At 41.2% G+C, this 17984-nt stretch carries 17 protein-coding genes; 10 read left to right on the plus strand and 7 right to left on the minus strand.

Going from position 1 to position 17984, the window contains the following annotated elements; all coding sequences use genetic code 11:
* Positions 1-165: 165 nt before the first annotated feature.
* From J2Y03_RS18445 to fdhD, 4 genes are all read right to left on the minus strand, one after another.
* Positions 166-903, minus strand: coding sequence for a formate dehydrogenase subunit gamma (locus J2Y03_RS18445; protein WP_310196559.1), 738 nt, complete (start codon positions 901-903; stop codon positions 166-168).
* A complete protein-coding gene (locus tag J2Y03_RS18450; RefSeq protein ID WP_310196561.1) occupies positions 896-1726 on the minus strand; it encodes a 4Fe-4S dicluster domain-containing protein in 831 nt (276 codons plus the stop codon). Before J2Y03_RS18450 ends, J2Y03_RS18445 begins: the two co-directional genes overlap by 8 nt.
* The gene (gene fdnG / locus J2Y03_RS18455; protein WP_310196882.1) at positions 1726-4701 is read right to left on the minus strand and encodes a formate dehydrogenase-N subunit alpha; all 2976 of its coding nucleotides are present in this window, start codon (positions 4699-4701) and stop codon (positions 1726-1728) included. Before fdnG ends, J2Y03_RS18450 begins: the two co-directional genes overlap by 1 nt.
* 85 nt (positions 4702-4786) lie before the next feature.
* Entirely contained in the window at positions 4787-5548 is a 762-nt protein-coding gene (gene fdhD / locus J2Y03_RS18460; RefSeq protein ID WP_310196564.1) for a formate dehydrogenase accessory sulfurtransferase FdhD, read from the minus strand.
* Positions 5549-6014: 466 nt separating this feature from the next.
* On the opposite strand from fdhD, the gene pdxK reads away from it, so the two are divergent.
* The 3 genes from pdxK (at position 6015) to bshB2 (ending at position 8034) form a co-directional block, all read left to right on the plus strand.
* Positions 6015-6842, plus strand: a complete 828-nt coding sequence (gene pdxK / locus J2Y03_RS18465; RefSeq protein WP_310196566.1) for a pyridoxine/pyridoxal/pyridoxamine kinase — start codon at positions 6015-6017, stop codon at positions 6840-6842.
* Between the two features lie 153 nt (positions 6843-6995).
* Positions 6996-7346, plus strand: coding sequence for a YojF family protein (locus J2Y03_RS18470; protein ID WP_132087571.1), 351 nt, complete (start codon positions 6996-6998; stop codon positions 7344-7346).
* Between the two features lie 19 nt (positions 7347-7365).
* Positions 7366-8034: a bacillithiol biosynthesis deacetylase BshB2 gene (gene bshB2, locus J2Y03_RS18475; RefSeq protein ID WP_310196571.1), complete on the plus strand. Its 669-nt coding sequence runs from the start codon at positions 7366-7368 to the stop codon at positions 8032-8034.
* A gap of 228 nt (positions 8035-8262) precedes the next feature.
* Here the strand turns inward: bshB2 and J2Y03_RS18480 are convergent, their stop codons facing one another.
* On the minus strand, positions 8263-9006 hold the full coding sequence (locus J2Y03_RS18480) for a Crp/Fnr family transcriptional regulator (protein WP_132087565.1): 744 nt from the start codon (positions 9004-9006) through the stop codon (positions 8263-8265).
* Between the two features lie 246 nt (positions 9007-9252).
* Here J2Y03_RS18480 and J2Y03_RS18485 point away from each other — a divergent pair, with 246 nt between their 5' ends.
* The 7 genes from J2Y03_RS18485 (at position 9253) to J2Y03_RS18515 (ending at position 15886) form a co-directional block, all read left to right on the plus strand.
* On the plus strand, positions 9253-9696 hold the full coding sequence (locus J2Y03_RS18485; RefSeq protein WP_310196573.1) for a cytochrome C: 444 nt from the start codon (positions 9253-9255) through the stop codon (positions 9694-9696).
* A 16-nt stretch (positions 9697-9712) separates the two neighbouring features.
* Positions 9713-11581, plus strand: a complete 1869-nt coding sequence (nosZ, locus tag J2Y03_RS18490; protein WP_310196576.1) for a Sec-dependent nitrous-oxide reductase — start codon at positions 9713-9715, stop codon at positions 11579-11581.
* Positions 11582-11648: 67 nt separating this feature from the next.
* Positions 11649-12215, plus strand: coding sequence for a hypothetical protein (locus J2Y03_RS18495; protein ID WP_132087556.1), 567 nt, complete (start codon positions 11649-11651; stop codon positions 12213-12215).
* Complete coding sequence (gene nosD, locus J2Y03_RS18500; RefSeq protein WP_310196580.1) at positions 12194-13552, plus strand: nitrous oxide reductase family maturation protein NosD; 1359 nt, start codon at positions 12194-12196, stop codon at positions 13550-13552. The genes J2Y03_RS18495 and nosD overlap by 22 nt, the downstream gene beginning before the upstream one ends.
* Complete coding sequence (locus tag J2Y03_RS18505; protein ID WP_310196584.1) at positions 13516-14313, plus strand: ABC transporter permease; 798 nt, start codon at positions 13516-13518, stop codon at positions 14311-14313. Before nosD ends, J2Y03_RS18505 begins: the two co-directional genes overlap by 37 nt.
* Positions 14310-14987, plus strand: coding sequence for an ABC transporter ATP-binding protein (locus J2Y03_RS18510; protein ID WP_310196587.1), 678 nt, complete (start codon positions 14310-14312; stop codon positions 14985-14987). The genes J2Y03_RS18505 and J2Y03_RS18510 overlap by 4 nt, the downstream gene beginning before the upstream one ends.
* A complete protein-coding gene (locus J2Y03_RS18515; protein ID WP_310196590.1) occupies positions 14984-15886 on the plus strand; it encodes a FixH family protein in 903 nt (300 codons plus the stop codon). The genes J2Y03_RS18510 and J2Y03_RS18515 overlap by 4 nt, the downstream gene beginning before the upstream one ends.
* A 91-nt stretch (positions 15887-15977) precedes the next feature.
* Here the strand turns inward: J2Y03_RS18515 and J2Y03_RS18520 are convergent, their stop codons facing one another.
* Both J2Y03_RS18520 and J2Y03_RS18525 read right to left on the minus strand, forming a co-directional pair.
* The gene (locus J2Y03_RS18520) at positions 15978-17108 is read right to left on the minus strand and encodes a Gfo/Idh/MocA family protein (RefSeq protein ID WP_310196592.1); all 1131 of its coding nucleotides are present in this window, start codon (positions 17106-17108) and stop codon (positions 15978-15980) included.
* 22 nt (positions 17109-17130) lie between these two features.
* Positions 17131-17916 carry a VOC family protein gene (locus tag J2Y03_RS18525; protein WP_310196595.1) on the minus strand — a complete coding sequence of 262 codons (786 nt, stop codon included), beginning with the start codon at positions 17914-17916 and terminating at the stop codon, positions 17131-17133.
* Between the last annotated feature and the right edge of the window lie 68 nt (positions 17917-17984).

A 17984-nucleotide genomic window follows, 5' to 3' on the forward strand; every position in this document is an offset into this window, starting at 1 on the left:
ATTCAATGGCTGTGTCTAGCTACAGCGCCTAATGGCTCTGGGTCATAAGCCAATCCGTCAAGAAGGTTAAAGAGCAACCTTCTCGCCGGCTCGTCTTATGCCTGTCGCCCCTGGGAAAAAATGAACTGCTTTTTTCCCTGGTCAAGGCGCTTCCGCTTTTCGGTCCTATGCGCCTTTTTTCTTGTTCTTGTCAGGACTAGTTGGTTTTTTTGGATTGCCATTCGCATCAATCTCAGGGAAGTTACCCTTCGCAACCTCTTCATCATACCAATCTGGATAGTGTTCTTGAGCCCACCATGCAGGTACTTCACCTGTGATAACACCGGAATATCCTGGTTTAGAGTTTTTGTGAATAACAGATAGATAGACATGTCCTACGACTACCGCGATAGCAAGGCCGAAACCAACATTGTGTAGTAAATATGCCCATTGCACTACAGCTTTTGGGAAAATTTGTGGGAACCACATTGGAAATCCTGAGCCAATAATTAAGATTGCCGTGACAATTTGGATGATTGAGTTAATCTTTTCACCAGCGTTAAAGAATGTTTGCCTTACGTGCTTGAAATTGAAACCGAAAAGTTCCTTTACGAATTCAGTAAAGAACTCAAGATCGCGTTTTTTCCAAGTAACAAGTTCTTTCATCCATAGCTTAAAGCCTTTGAAGTCAAAAATCACCCAAATAAACGTTGGTGTTATGAACGTAACTGCGAAGATCCGATGAAGGAGACGTGCTCCCTCTGGTCCGCCAAGAACTGGATACAACCAGTCGAAAAACTCAGTATACATTGGTAAAGCTGTAATATACAGGGCAAAGAACGAAAGCGCATTTACGGCATGTGCCCAAACAAACGCTTTAGAAAAACGTCTTACTTTTACTGTCGACTTTTGAGGTTTACTCATGGTGTTCACCTCCGTCTTCGTTTTTACCGTTTTTCTTCTTACTAATAATCGTATTTGTAATGAAAGCTCCGACAACTGCCATTGTAGTTGCCCCAATCATCATCTTACCAATTGGTTGTGCATAGTCTTTCCAAATAACAGCGGATGTTGGCACTTTTGGATTTTCAGGTAAGCCATAAACAGATGGCTTTTCTGCTAATACATAAACCGTATGTGTACCTCCTACGCCTTGTGGGTTATATACTTGAGCATTTGGATAGCGGTCTTTAATTTGTTTCACGCGCTCTTCTGCTTTCTTGATCATAGCAGCTTTGTCGCCAAACTCCATTGCTCCTGTATGACAGGTTGTAACACAGGCAGGCTGTAAGCCTTCTTCAAGACGATCCGTACACATGGTACATTTGTTAGCTTTTCTGTATTTATCACCATTTTTATCAATATATTCCTTAAGGGAAATGACTTCAAATGGACAGTTATTTACGCAATATCCACAGCCTACACACTTTTCATGGTCAATAACCACTGTACCAAATTCAGTGTAGCTAATGGCATTCTCAGGACAAACCTTTTCACAAGCAGCATCTGTACAATGGAAGCATGCTGAGTGACGGAATAGGTAGTCAAGTTTGCCGGTTGAATTTTCATGCTCGATATATTGTAGTACGTTCCAAGTATCAGCAGTTGTCTTCACATGTGATTGTGCACTGCCAAGGAAATCCTGCGGCTCAGCAGGAAGATCGTTCCAGTTTTTACAAGCAACCATACAGGCACGACAGCCATCACATTTGGTCACATCAACAAATTTTACATATTCAGTGGCCATTAGTCAGCCCTCCTTACGTCACAAAGGAATGCCTTATATTCAGGAATCGTTGTGTTCGCATCCCCGATATGAGGTGTCAGGTGGTTTGCTGTATCCCCAGTTGCAATACCTTTATAACCAAAATGCCATGGCATACCGATTTGGTGAACCTTTTTACCATTAAGGGTATGAGGCTTAAAGCGTTTCGTCACCATTGCGAAAGCTTTTACCTCTCCACGAGCGGAGCTGACAATGATTTTATCTTTGTTTTTAATGCCTTTTTCTTTTGCTAACTCTTCACTAATTTCCACGTACATATGAGGAACCAGTTCAGATAACCATTCTTGGTTACGTGTCATCGTTCCAGACTGCCAGTGCTCACTTACCCGATAGGTTGTAGCAACAATAGGATAGTCTGCCTTAAAGCCGCGCTTATTGAAGTCACCCTCGATTACAACAGCAGCCGGGTTTAATTCTTGACTTGAAAAAGGATTGGACATTGGGCTTTCAAATGGTTCGTAATGTTCAGGGAACGGACCATCATTCAATGTTGGTGCATACAGTAAGCCCACTCCATCTTTGTTCATTATAAATGGATCAGTTCCTGTTGGGTCAGTAGGCGCTTTGGTCGGAACAAAGTCTGGCACGTCATGTCCAACCCATTTCTTTTGAACATCATCCCACCAGATAACAGCTTTATCCTTGCTCCAAGGCTTACCGCTTGGATCTGCTGAAGCACGGTTGTAGATGATACGGCGATTTGCAGGCCATGCAAATGCCCAGTTCAAGTAATTGCTCATGCCTGTATCTTTATTGTCACGGTTTTTTGCACGGTTCTTTCCTTCTTCAGGATAGAAGCCTGAATAGATCCAGTTACCAGAACATGTGGATCCATCATCCTTAAGTGCACCAAAGCCGGCAACCTGTTTACCCGTATTGACGTCATAACCGTTGATTTCTTTACAAACAAGGTCGATATCTGGATGGTGACCTTCACCATAGTTCCAATAAAGAGCATTGATTGGAGCAGCTGCAGGACCAGCTTCATTTTTATATAGACCCTTAATTCTTGTTGCAAGCTCATGGATGATTTCTAAGTCTGCTTTTGATTCACCTAATGGCTTAATTGCCTGCCAGCGGTACTGCATCCAGCGGCCGCTATTCGAAATACTTCCTTCTTTTTCATAAGAAGAACATGCTGGAAGGAAGAATACTTCAGTATTAATCTTGGATGGGTCACTGCCGGCTTCTTTTTGCCAGAAGGCAGAAGTTTCTGTTTCCCAAAGGTCAACAGCTACTAACCACTTCAGATTGCTAAGAGATTCTTTTTCTTTTCCTGCATTCGGACCGCCTACTACGGGGTTTGTTCCGAAAAGAAAAGCTCCTTCTATCGTGCCTTCATACATAGCCTTAAACAAGTTAATATGTGAGTAGTTTTTATTGCCTTTTGGCAGGTATTGATAGCCAAATTCATTGTCTGCCGTTGCATTCGGACCATACCAAGCTTTTAAAAGACTGGCAACAAACTTTGGTTTATTACTTTGATAGCCTGTTTTCGGTGTTTCCTTTGCATTATAGCCCTCAAGTGTGGCATGCTCTGGAATCGCTTTTGGTGCTGCTAGATAGCCCGGGATTGTATCATACAATAAAGCGAAGTCCGTTGATCCTTGTACATTGGACTCGCCGCGCATTGCATTTATTCCTCCGCCAGGAAGTCCGATATTTCCAAGAAGCATTTGAATGATTGCGAAAGCACGAACGTTTTGGGTTCCAACTGTATGCTGAGTTGTTCCCATTGCATACATGATGGTTCCAGATTTACCAACCTGACCAGTGGCACAGAACGTTTCATAAACCTTTAATAAGTCTTCTTTTGGTGTTCCCGTTACTTTTGAAACAGTATCAACATCATAACGTGTGTAGTGTTTTTTCATTAATTGGAACACGGAACGTGGATGCTCTAAAGTTTCATCTTTTACTGAAGTTCCATCTTCATTTGTTTCCCATGCCCATTGTGTTTTATCATAGGCACGTTTTGATTCGTCATAGCCTGAGAATAGACCATCTTCGAAGGTAAAGCTTTCTTTTACGATAAAGCCTGCGTTTGTATAGTTAGCAACATACTCTTTGTGATAAAGATTATTATCAAGGGCATATTTTATCATCCCGCCCATAAACGGAATATCCGTTCCAGAACGAAGAGGTGCATAAACATCGGCCATTGACGACGTTCTTGTGAAACGTGGGTCAACAGAAATAATTTTTCCGCCTTTATCCTTTGCTTTCGTTAACCATCTAAAACTAATTGGATGGTTCTCAGCAGGGTTTGCACCCATAATCAATGCACAATCAGTATACTGCAGATCATTCCAATGGTTAGTCATTGCTCCACGACCAAATGAAGGTGCCAGACCGGCAACCGTAGAACTATGTCATATTCGTGCCTGGTGCTCTAAATAGGTAACACCAAGCCCTCTCATCATTTTTGAGAGCAGGTAACACTCTTCATTATCAAGAGCTGCTCCGCCAAGGCTTGCGATTGCCTCGGTCTTATTTACAGTTAAGCCGTTTTCTGTTGCTACAAATGTTTTATCACGCGTTTCTTTTGCACGTTTGGCAATGGTTTCATACATCCATTCCCAGTCTTTTTCTACCCATTTATCACTGCCTGGCGCACGATAAAGCGGTTTCTTTACACGCTTTTCAGAAGTATATAATTGTCTAATTGTCGTTCCTTTACTACATAGCTTACCTTCGTTAATTGGGTTATCCGGATCCCCTTCCGTATAAACCACTGTGTTGTCCTTGGTATGGACTAAAATTCCACAACCTACGCCGCAAAAGCAGCAAATGGTTGGTGTTACAGTTGATTTGGCAATTTTAAATTCTTTTGTTGCTGCATGGGCTTTTTTTGTATCAAAGCCTAATTCAACAACAGCCAATGTTGCCGCAGTAGCTCCTGACAACTTCAAAAATTGCCGGCGGTTTAAGTTGATTTCAACCATTTTTCTATCTCCTTCCCAGAATTGAATAGAACATCCCTTTTTTATCTAGTTACAGCTTGTTCGGTTATTCCTCCCTTCAATGCATCTCTACAGCGGGTTCTTCCACTAAGTCATTTTGAACTCGGCCTGTTGAGGTGTAAATATTGGCCATTTTCCCTCGTAAATAGCCAATTACCTCGATATTTAAATATTTAGCAAGCTGAACAGCCTGTTTGGTGGCTGCTGTTCGTGAGCCAATAACAGGAAATCCAAATTTCGCTGCTTTGGAGAGCATTTCATATGAAACCCTTCCGGTTGTTAATAGTATCAACCGTTCAGGCTGCAACCCAATTCGTAGTGTGTGGCCAATGATCTTATCGACTGCATTGTGCCTCCCAATGTCTTCCCGGACGGTGATATTGCCTGCTTCATCTACAATACAGGCTCCATGCATTCCGCCAGTTTCCAAGTAAAACGGTGAATTTCGAGCAAATTCACTCTGTTTTTTTAATAAATAACTCAATTTATGACAATATTCAGAAGCCACTTTTTGAAAGTTTTTCACGTCTGTCATCGAGAAAAATGTGACACCGCGGCCACAGCCTGCTGTGTAGTGCTTCTTCTTCGTAAATAACTCTTCTGCATTAAAACCATTCAGAAGTGAGACATGGATGCTGCCCATTTCTTCATTAATGCTGATGGATTCAATCTCACTCGCTTCCTGAATAAAACCTTCAGAAAACAAATAACCATAAGCCCAATCCTCTAAATCGTGTTTAGTCAATTGAAATACAGCAATCTCATACCCATTTAAAATTAAGGTAATGGGATATTCGTCAGGACATCCTTTGCGGTACATTGTTTTCCCTCCTTTTCAGGAAATACATTCTTAGCGTTTTAATTGTATTCATGTTGCCAATCCTTCTCAGCGACATTTATCACAGAAAAATATAGTAATCTATGCCCTTTCAATTTATAACAAATATCGATGCCTTTATTTCGAGACTTTGTCGGACCTCGGACATTTATGTGTCGAAAAATCGAACTTTTTTCAAAAAGAACTGCCTTATTACTATACAAAGATTGTTAAATCACCATTTGTAAGCGATATCAAAAAAAATTATATATCTTTAGTACTATCGTACGATGAGTCCTTTTTCTCGGAAGTAAGATTTATCACATAAAACAATCTAAAGAATATAAAAACGGTCAATTGTCATCTTTCTGACAAAATCATGCCTTTCCAAATTTTCTACTATATTTTCAAGTTTGATTTATAATAGGAATAGAGTTTTTTCACCAATATTTATAGGGGGTTTATACATATGACAATCAAAAAGGTTATGACCATTGCAGGTTCTGATACGAGCGGTGGTGCTGGGATTCAAGCAGATTTAAAAACATTCCAAGAACTAGGTGTGTATGGGATGAATGCACTGACTACCATCGTTACAATGGATCCAAGGGACTGGCATCACAGTGTGTTTCCTATTTCCGTTGAAACACTCAAGCCACAAATTGATACCATCCTTTCTGTAGGAATCGACGCCATGAAAACAGGAATGCTCGGTACGGTTGAAATCATTGAATTAGTGGCAAAGGTGATCGATGAACATAAATTAGAAACTGTCGTGATTGACCCTGTAATGGTTTGCAAGGGGGAGGATGAAGTATTAAATCCAGAAACAACTGATGCCATGCGTGAGCTGTTATTACCGCGTGCACTTGTTGTGACACCGAACCTTTTTGAAGCAGGTCAATTAGCTCAAACGGGTCCGGTTAAAACGTTAGAGCAGATGAAGGAAGCTGCTGTAAAGATTCACGATTTAGGTGCGAAGTATGTTGTCATTAAGGGCGGCAGCAAGCTTTTAACAGAAGAAAAGTCAATTGACCTTTTATACGATGGTAAAGACTTTACTATATTTGAATCAGATAAGATTGAGACGAACTACACTCATGGTGCAGGCTGTACCTTCTCTTCAGCTATTACGGCAGAACTTGCAAAAGGCAGTTCTGTTGTTGAAGCAGTTGAGGTTGCAAAAGACTTCATTTCAGCGGCCATCAGCCAGGGCTTCCGCTTAAATCAATTTGTAGGGCCTACATGGCATGGTGCCTACCGCGGTGCAAAAACTGAATACTGCATAGATTGTTAATCACCAGAAGCCGTTCCCATCGAACGGCTTCTTTATCGTTAATAACAAGGCTTACATTTCGCTTTTTCAATGTGAGTTTAGTATGATAGTTACATTATTAAATAAACTAGTTTATAGATTACATACCTTGCATCGGGAAAGGAGAAAAAAGTTATGGAACCGATTAAGAATTATCAACAGGTTCAAGAAGCGATTAACACATACGCGAATCAGGATGTTTATATTCACCTGGAAACAACGAATGGTGCCTATGCATCTCATCATGATCAAACCTTCTTTTCAGCAGGTGCTTATATTCGAAATGCACTTGTTCGCTACGAACTAGGAAAAATCACTGGAACCGACCCATATCGTGTGGGGTTAAAAATAAACCTTGGCTGGATTTACGCGGAAGGTCTTACTCATTTTGAAATTGATGAGCAAGATCGCTTATTGCTAGCTGGTCATGATAACAAAGGGAAACTCGCCGTTGCCCTCGAAATCAGCCCTACCCCGTTTGAGTAAGTAAAGGAGGAAGCCTTATATGGAAAAAGAACGTCATGTATTAGTCGTCTTTCCACATCCGGATGACGAAGCTTTTGGAGTATCTGGAACGATTGCCACTCATGTACAAAATGGTACTCCTGTTACCTATGCTTGTTTAACATTAGGTGAAATGGGGCGCAACATGGGGAATCCCCCTTTTACCAATCGAGAAAATCTCCCGAAAATCAGAAAAGAAGAGCTTAAAGCAGCGGCTGCTGCATTAGGTATCCAGGAATTACGAATGCTTGGTTACCGTGATAAAACGGTGGAATTTGAAGATGATGAAAAACTGGCAAACGCTATGTTGTCCCTCATAAATGATGTAAATCCATCACTTATCATCACGTTTTATCCGGGCTATTCCGTTCACCCTGACCATGATGCCACAGGTAGCGCGGTCGTAAGGGCAGTAGAAAAGATACCTGCCGCCGCGAGGCCTAAACTGCACTGCGTTGCTTTTTCAAACAATTGCGTGGAAGAGCTCGGTGAGGCAGACATGGTCTATAATATCAGTGCCGTTGCTGACAAAAAGCTGGCTGCGATTCGTGCCCATCGCTCTCAGACAGAGCAAATGTTGGGAGACGTAACGGAAAAGTTAGAGAACCAAGACCCACAAATGATGGTGTGGATCAACAACGAACGATTTTGGACGTATAAATTTGAATAATTAAATTTGCTCTTTTCAATAAAGAGCCAGGTGAAGGACAAATCTCTTGTCGCTTCATCGGGATTTGTCCTTCATAGCCTTGATGAAGGACAAATCCCTGCTGGTTTCATCGAGTTTTGTCCTTCATAACCTTGATGAAGGACAAATCCCTGCTGATTTCATCGAGTTTTGTCCTTCATAGCCCTCAACCAGCAAAAAACCTTCGCCGAAAACATGGGCGAAGGTTTTTTAATAGGCAGAATTCATCAAGGTGCACAGCTTGCACATATCAAGGATGATAATCTTCCTTGATTTCATATCGATGATTCCCTCTTTTTTCAGTTTTGAAAAGACACGGCTTACGCTTTCTCGCGTTGTCCCGACGACCGTCGCAAATTCTTGAATCGTCAAAGGAATTTCAATATTCCACCTTGTGGTCGAGGTATTAAATTTATTTCCTAACCTCTCTAATGACTTAACCGTTTTCGCATAAACATCCAACAACGCAACATCTCTTAAGGTAGAGGTCATTTCGCGGAGGGAGTCACTCATATAACGAATCATTTGGATCGCCAATTCTGGGTACTCATGAAGTCCCTTCTCTAATTCCACTTTATCTAAATAGAAAAGCTGACCATCCTGAAGCATAGTGGCTGTCGCCGGATACAGCTCTGAGGTTTTTGAAAAAAGACAAGCCTCCGCAAATACATCACCCTTTTGCTTCATACAAACAATAATTTCATTTCCGTTTTCATCTTCCTTGGTAAGCTTTACCGCCCCAGAATGGACAAAGAAAACCCCTTTTGCTTTTTCATCTTCATAAATAATCTTTTCACCTTTTTTAAAGGTTAACGTTTGAATCCGCTTTATGATGAGCTGCATGGATGCATTTGATAGATCTTTGAAAATAACTATCTTTCGCAAGAAATCTGCCGTTTGAATGTCTACTATCTTATCTACATACGAATCGTCTAAAAAGTGAATCGGATTCATGCTTGTCCTCCTTTCCTCGTTTTTTTAAAATGCCGTGATTTCACATAGGTTACATCCATTGTAAATAAAATCATCTCATTTTGTAGTGATAATCTTCACAAAACGTTCATCCTTCCAAAAGCTTATTATTCCAACCCCCTTCACAAAACGTTCAAATTTGAGTAAAAAAATGTGCGAAGCATCACATTTCCATCCTTGAATTCATCTTAGGATGAGAGTGTTAATTAGACAGAAGGAGGGGGAAGTATGAATAAGGCAATTATCAGCTTTGCACTTAGCTTAGTAATTGGTTTTGGACTTGGATACTTGGTGTTTGGTGTTATTATGGGGGATTCCGATAAACAGCCTCAAGTCGCTCAAACAGAACCAACACAAGAAACAAGTGAAACAGAAGGCCAAAAAGAAGGAGCAAAAGAGGAAACCGCGACTGTTGATGCCAATAACATCCTTAACAGTAAAGGCTGTCTTGGCTGTCACGCTGTTGATTCTCTTGGTTTAGAAGGCGGAGCAACAGGTCCTGATCTTTCAAAAGCCTTTACAGATGTTGAAGGAAAGCATGGCAAGTCCATTGATGAGTTCTTAAAAGAACCAACTTCAGCGGTTATGTCGAGCGTAATTGGCGGCAGCCCATTAACAGATGAAGAACGCACGCAAGTGTTAGATATGTTGAAACAAGCATCAGAAAAATAATAAGGTGGTGTGACAGATGAAGAAATGGATTCCAATCGCCTCTGGTTTACTAGCAGGCTTTGTAGCAGCAACGATTTCCTTTGCTGATTTTTCAAAAAGTACAAACGACCAGGTTGCTTCTAGTAATACCAAAAGCGATGCTGAAAAAGTTTATGTACCATTCGGTGAAAAAGATGATTACTACCTATTCGCATCAGGCGGCCACTCCGGTCAAATGTTTATCTATGGTGTTCCATCTATGCGTCATATTCGAACTGTACCAGTATTCTCACCAGACTCGGCCACCGGATATGGGTTTGACGAGCATTCTAAAAAGTTATTAGGCGATTACACATGGGGAGATCTTCATCACCCAGCATTCTCAGAAACAAATGGTGACTATGATGGTAAATATATGTTTGCAACGGATGTCGGAAACAGCCGTGCAGCCGCAATGGATTTAGAAACCTTTACCGTAAAAGACATTATTAACGTTCCGAATACTAGCGGCCCACACTGTGCGGCGTTCGTTACGCAGAATACAGAGTATATGTTCCTGCCAACACGTTTCGCAGTTCCAATCGGCTCTGAATACAAATCATTAGACGATTACAGCGAGCAGTACCGCGGTGTAATGTCAGCCGTAACGTTTGATCAAAACAAAGATAAGCTCAATATTGCCTACCAGGTTGCTCTTCCACCATGGTCTTACGATTTATCTGACGCTGGTAAGAAATCCTCTGCGGATTGGGCAGTCATGACAACCTATAATACAGAAGAGGCAACAACAAATCTTGAAATTAACGCTTCACAGGCTGACCGTGACTTCATTGTTCTTTTTAACTGGAAAGAGCTTGAGAAAATGGTAGCAGACGGACAGTATGATGAAGTTACTGGTCAAAAAATGATTTTCCCTGAAAAGCATAAAGGCGGTATCTACCTTGTTCCTGTTGCGAAATCACCACATGGTGTCGACGTAACGCCTGATGGTAAACACTTTATCGCTTCAGGAAAGCTAGCACCATCGATGACCGTATTCTCTTTTGAGAAAGCATTTAAAGCGATTGAAAAACAAGACTTTGCTGGCGAGCGCAATGGTATTCCAATTATCAATTATGATTCTATTATGGAAAGAGAAGTTAACCCTGAAAATGCACTTGGACCGCTTCACACGCAATTTGATGACAAAGGAATGGCTTATACAACGATGTTCATTTCTTCTGAAATCGTGAAATGGGATCCAAAAACAGGCGAAACGTTAGACCGTGTACCTGTACAATATTCTCCTGGACACTCTGTAGCAGCTGAAGGTGATACCGTTTCACCTGATGGAAAATGGCTGATTGCCTTGAACAAAATTGCCAAAGACAGCTATTTATCCGTAGGACCTTCACATCCAGAGTCCATGCAGTTAATCGATATCAGCGGCAAAATGAAGGTGATACAATCTTCACCAGTTAACCCTGAGCCACACTACGCGCAAATCATTAAGGCAGATAAGATTAAAACGATTGAAGTTTATCCGAAGGATGAAAACAATAAACTTGCGACATATAAGCAAGATCAAGCAAGAATCGAACGTAATGGAAACGAAGTTCATGTCTATGGTATTGCTATGCGCTCGAAGTTTATCTTTGACGCAAAAGCAAAACGTCCTGATGTGATTGAAGTCAATCAAGGAGATAAGGTGTTTCTCCACTTAACGAACACAGATTTTGATGAGGATATTACCCACGGATTTGCCATCAACCAATATAACTTAAACATGGAAGTTCAGCCTGGCCAAACCAATACAATCGAATTTACTGCTGATAAAGCAGGAACATTCCCGATGTATTGTACTAACTTCTGCTCTGCATTACACCAAGAAATGACCGGCTACTTCCTTGTAAAGCCAAAGAATTAAAAAGATGGTAAGGGTATCAATTTAAGCGATTGATACCCTTCTCCGTTTAGAAAGGACTTGTTTTACTATGAAGGCAAAAAAATTATCACTTGTTTCGTCTTTACTGATTGCGCTTGCTGCCGTATTAGTTGGACTTTCATTATTTTTCCCATGGTGGCAGATGGTTTTCTTTGCCCCGCAGTATCCAGAAGGACTAAATATAATTGTTTATCCAAATAAGCTTGAAGGCGAAATCGATATTGTTAACGGGTTAAATCACTATATTGGAATGGAAAATTTCAGTGAAGAGAATTTCCCAGAATTAGCTTATCTACCATACTTAGTCATAGGGTTAGCAGTGATAACTCTCTTAACAGCCATCCTGCGCAAAAAGGCTGTACTTTATGGATTAATTGGTCTGTTTATCATTGGCGGTGCGCTTGGAGTTTGGGACCTTACCCGTGCACTTCGTAAATTCGGTACCAACTTGAGCCCGACCGCTCCGATAAAAATTGACCCATTTGTTCCGCCTCTATTAGGACATAACACAGTTGCAAACTTTGTCACCGAAAGTATTCTTGGATACGGTTCGTATTTCCTAATTGCGGCCTTTATTTTATTACTAATTCCGGTATGGAAGGACCGAAGAAGATGAAAAAACTACTGCTCTTTCTATTCGTTTTCTCTATCACTTTGATCATCATCCCTGAGAAAAATGGCGCTGCCGAAAACTTGCAAGCCATGATCGACAGCTTGGAAGAAGGAGCAGTTATAAAGCTCGAAGACAAAACGTATGAAGGCAATATTGTCATCAACAAACCGATGACGATTATTGGTGCTGACAAAACCACTATCAAAGGGGACGGTACGGGCAACGTCATCTCTATCAAAGCAGCGAATGTCACTCTTAAAAAGCTGACCGTTTCACATAGCAGTATGAACCGCAACTCTGCCGAGGAGTATGCAGGCATTAAAATCCATACAAACGGGAATGTTTTGGACCACATCAAAATAACGGATTCCTTTCATGGAATCTATTTAAGTCAGGCACACGAAAATAAAATCAGCAATGTTGTGATCATAGGAATGGGTAAAGGGGAAATTGCCGCACAGGGTAATGGATTTCATGTCTATTATTCAAATGATAACCTCTTGTCCCATAACACCATCGAAGGCACCCGTGATGGAATGTTCTTTGAATACGCGAACAAGAATGAAAGCTATGAAAATAATATTAGTCATACACGGTACGGTCTGCATTACATGTATTCGGATGAGAACACGTTTAAGAAAAATACCTTTACGATGAATACGGGCGGCGCTGCAATCATGAATTCGAACCACCTGCTGCTAGCGGATAATCACTTTATCGTAAACTATGGAAACCAATCGTTTGGATTATTGCTGCTCCAAGCGAATGATAATCAAATAAAAAACAATACCTTTTATATGAACCAACGCGGAATTTACATTGATCAAGCTACAAGGAATACCCTACAAGGCAATAAAATCTCACAAAACCAGATTGGAATTGAGCTGTGGGCTAGTTCCAATGAACAGATTTTCACAGAAAACCTAATCACAGAAAACACTATTCCCGCTGTTACAATAGGTGGAAGCGGAGAAACCAATTTCTGGAGCCAGCACGGCAAAGGAAATGACTGGGGAAGCTCCTTCCCGCTCACCGATTTAAACCAAGACGGCATCGGGGACTTTCCAATAACCTATCGATCATCACTTTATCAACTTATAGAAGACCAAGAACTATCGTATTTATTTTTAAAAAGTCCAGCACTCGCCATCTATGAAAAAATGAATGCGGTATTGGTGGATGAAAAAGTTATGTTCAATGACCCGCATCCGCTAGCTACAGCAAAAGGCAACCATCATTTCATACTTTTCGCAGCCGCAGGGCTGGCCGCGGTGTTGATTTTACTGAAGGGGAGACATTTACTATGCATTACATTTGGAAGGAATGGAAGGAAAACATAAGAGGAAAAGGATTATGGCTTGCATTAAGCATTATTGTTCTGATTTCAGTCAGTATCTTGGTTCGTTCCACTGCCCTTTCATTTGATAAAGGCTTTTATGTCCTCTTACTTAATTTGTTTGATACGATTATTTATTTCATCCCGATCCTTTGCTTGTTCATCGGCGCCTTTTCAATCTTTCAGGAAAAGGAACAAAAGACGCTCATCATGCTGTTAACAAAGAAAGATAGTTATACCAGCTTTTTGCTAAAAAAAAGTCTCGGGCTGTATACGATTGTTCTAGTACCGATACTAGTCTGGTTTTTTCTCTATTTATTGTTCCTTAAGTTTAATTTTCAGCTCGATATGAAGGCCTATTTCATCTTTATTTTAGCAATCGTTACCATGTCACTCGTGTTTCTGCAAATCGGTGCGGCGATTGGCAGCTTTAGTCGTTCGAGAATGCAAATTATTGGCTATACTATTTTTGTCTGGTTTTACTTTTTCTTTTTACACGACTTTATCTTGCTTTCATTTTTATCGGATGTTACCTATGAAAATGTTAAGCTGTTTTCAGCTGGATACTTTTTAAATCCGCTGCAGTCTGTTCGGATGTTCTTAGAAACCGGCATGGGTGTTTATTCCTTTGGTCACATGTCACGGCTGCTTCAAGCCTTCATGTGGACAAAACCGGTATTCTTTCTGCTTGGAAATCTCATATTTTGGCTAATTGCGTCCATCACTACTGCGATAGTGTTTCACCGTAAGGAGGGCTTCGAATGATTACTGTAACAAATCTAAACCAATCCTTCGGGAAAAAGCTGATTCTCGAGTCTATCAATATTGAGATTAACAAACATGAAATCTGCGCACTGGTTGGCCGTAATGGTGCCGGAAAGTCGACATTTATTAACAGCCTGCTTGGACTCCTGCCTGTTAAACAAGGGTCCATCTCCATTAACGGCGTTCAAGTAACAAAGAAAAATCATGATTGGAAAAAGGCGATTGCCTATCTTCCAGAAAAATTTCAGCTTTATCCAATGCTGACTGGTCATGAGAATATCACCTTCTTTGCTGAGGCCGTCGCAAAGACAGTTGACAAGGAACGTATAGAATCTGTCCTAAAATCAGTAAGCTTGTGGGAGGACCGCAATGTTCAGGTGAAGAAATACTCAAAAGGGATGCTGCAGCGTCTTGGCTTAGCGATTACTCTCTATCAGGACTCAAGCATTCTGATTCTCGATGAACCGACAAGCGGGATTGACCCTATGGGGCGTAAGGAAATTTTAGAAGTGTTAAAATCGCTTCATGATAAAACGATCCTTCTCTCCTCTCATCATCTTGATGAAATCAAACAAGTATGTACGCATGTGGCCTATTTAAATAATGGAAAAATGGAGAAATATACTGTAGGAGAATTCCTACAAACACATAATCTCGGAGGGATTGAATCATGAAAAAAGCGATACAGCTAACCGCACTGCTCCTTTTAGCTATACTGTCAGGCTGCAGTGCCGACCCTGAGTATAGTATTGAAGTGACAAAGCCAATCTACCAGCAGCCTGATAAGGAAATACCCTTTGAAATAAAAGTAACGGAAAAGGACAAAGCCGTAACAGGGCTTGACGTTTTCGCTGTATTTTCCATGACCAATATGGACCACGGGACCACTGAAGTGGAACTAACAGAAGGAGAAGATGGTACCTATTCTGGTAATGCCAAACTCCCGATGGAGGGTAAATATGAAATCATCTTTACATTGGATAAAGACGGGAAAAAGACTGATAAGGTAATCACGTACGAAGTTGTAAAACCAGAAGGTGTTGCTTCGATCAATGGAGAATGGATTACTTATGAAGATTTGGAGTTTTACAAGTTTATCAATTATCTTCAGCTAGCCATCAATCGTGAAACCGATCAGAAGCGCTACACAGGTGACCAGCTCAAGGAAGCCTTATCCTACTGGGATTCACAAGAAAAGCTGGTTGAGGATCAAAATCAATTATTAACACAAATCATCCGCCTACGCTCGATGGCCATGCTTGCAAAAGAAAAAGGATACACCGCTGCAGACCCGGAAGTGGAAACAGAAATCAACAAAGTTCGCGAGCAATACAACCAGTTCGAATCCGCAAAAGCCATGATCAATGAATATGGCGAAGAAAAATTTTGGAGCATCGAAAAGCAGCAATACCAACTAATCGTCCTCTCCCAAAAAGTGCAGCAAGACATGGTTGAAAAAGTGAGAAAAGAAAACCAAAAAATGAGCGAACAAGAACTTCTCTTCCAAGCCCAAAAACAATACGAAGAACTCTTAGTATCCCAGGTTAATTCATTAAACATAGTCATTCTTTAAAACAGTGAAATTTACCACAAATATACAAAAAACGCTGCATAACAGCGTTTTTTTGTATATTTGGTGCCTGTCACCAATTATTTAACTTCTCCTACACTACAGCTTTAGAATTCTGAATCTTAGCCTGTAGCTGTTCATAAAATAACTCTTCATTAATTGGAAGGTTCACCCAATTATCTATCCAAGTTGATAATAACATAGCATTGGATAGCATGAGGCTTTTGATTCCTTCTTCTCCCGGGGCAATGAGCTCGGTGCCTTTCGCAATGGCATCCACCCAATTCTGAATGATGCCACCCCAATTATATTCGTTTATCTCGCCTTCAATTGGTACATCTATTTTCTGGCATTCCGGCTGTTGAAAGCCGCTGCCTTTGAAGGTCAGACTAAATTCCGAAGTTGGTACACTCAAGCGCCAAAAAGTTATTTTCTCATCCTCCATGACGACTTTTCCGCGATCTCCGTTGATTTCCAAACGGTTCGTTCCTGGGGCCTCACCTGTTGACGTCACAAAAGTCCCTGTCGCACCATTTTCATATTCCACATAGGCCGTAACGTCATCTTCCACTTCAATATTGTGGTGTTTGCCAAAATGGCAAAAAGCACGCACTCGCTTCGGCATCATCCCGATCACCCATTGCCAAAGGTCAAGCTGGTGGGGATCCTGATTAATCAGTACCCCTCCGCCTTCTCCGCCCCATGTGGCGCGCCAGCCTGCTTGATCATAGTAGCTTTGGGCCCGAAACCAATTTGTAATGATCCAAGTGGTTCTTTTTATCTCACCAAGCTCGCCGGACGCAATCATATCCCGCAGTTTGATGTACAAAGGATTTAAACGTTGATTGAACATCATACTGAACACTTTACCCGATGCCGCAGCGGCTTCGTTCATGAGGCGTACTTCCTTCGTATAAACACCTGCAGGCTTCTCGACTAATACATGTAACCCATGCTTAAATGCTCGGATCGCAAGCTCAGTGTGAAAAGGATGCGGAGTCGCAATCATAACCCCGTCAATGATATTCGAAGCCAAAAATTGATCTACATCTGTAAACAGCCTGACATTCTCACCTAAATTCTCCTTCACCCACTGCTCTTTATCCGGATTGCTGTCACATACTGCCGTCAACTCCGCCCCTGTTATCGCACCATTTGCTATACTTTCGGCATGCCTGCAGCCTATAAATCCAAGTCCAATAATCCCGATTCGCACTTTATTCATTGTACTAATCTCCTCCATTCCTTTATATTTCCTGCAATGGCTTTCGGTCCACTAATTCAATTTTCTCACCATCTGGACCACTGAATTTGGCGGTCAATCCTCCACCGAACGCTGCTGCTTTCGGGTAACCGGGATCAAGTCCAACTCCTTGGCTTTTAAGCTTTTCTGTCATGACATTCACATCATCAACACGAAGAGCAATATGTAAGATGCGATCTCCTTCGGCCTTTGACTCGCCAATATGCATCAATTCTAGATTCTCCATCCCTTTGTGAAGATGTGAGAAGGTGACATCGTAAGCTTCTGCATACTTACGGCTCAAAGGATTCATTGAAATATGCTGAGTATAAAATTGTTCGGACGCTTCTAGGTCGGTGGCTACAATGGATAAATGATCGAATTCGCGGATATCCCCTTCGGTTATGGTAGGAATACGAAATGTACTGTCGCGTTCAATTAGCTCTACTTTAACGCCGCTTGGGTCTGCTAGAAAACCAAGTCTCCCATTTCCGGAAGCCGCATTTCTAGGAGCCTCTATAGTAGTATAGCCAGCTTGAACCAGCCTCTGAAAATCCTCATCAATGTTGTCTGTCATAAAACAAATATGTTCATACCCAAAATTTGCCTCCCGATCTTCTAAACAGATGAGCTCCATCATTCCGTTAGCGATTTGCAAATACGCCATATGAACTCTACCTGGTATGGAATGATCAAATACAACCTTTGCTCCTAACATTTCTTTGTAAAAATTGATTGACTTTTCAGCATCCCGTACAAACATTCCTACATGATTAAGTTCATAGATCATAATTTTTTTCTCTCCCACATTCATATTTTTTGGAAAAATGAATTTCCCAATCTATCTAGGTTTATTTA

This window comes from Neobacillus niacini, from assembly GCF_031457145.1.
Classification (GTDB): Bacteria; Bacillota; Bacilli; order Bacillales; family Cytobacillaceae; genus Neobacillus; species Neobacillus niacini_J.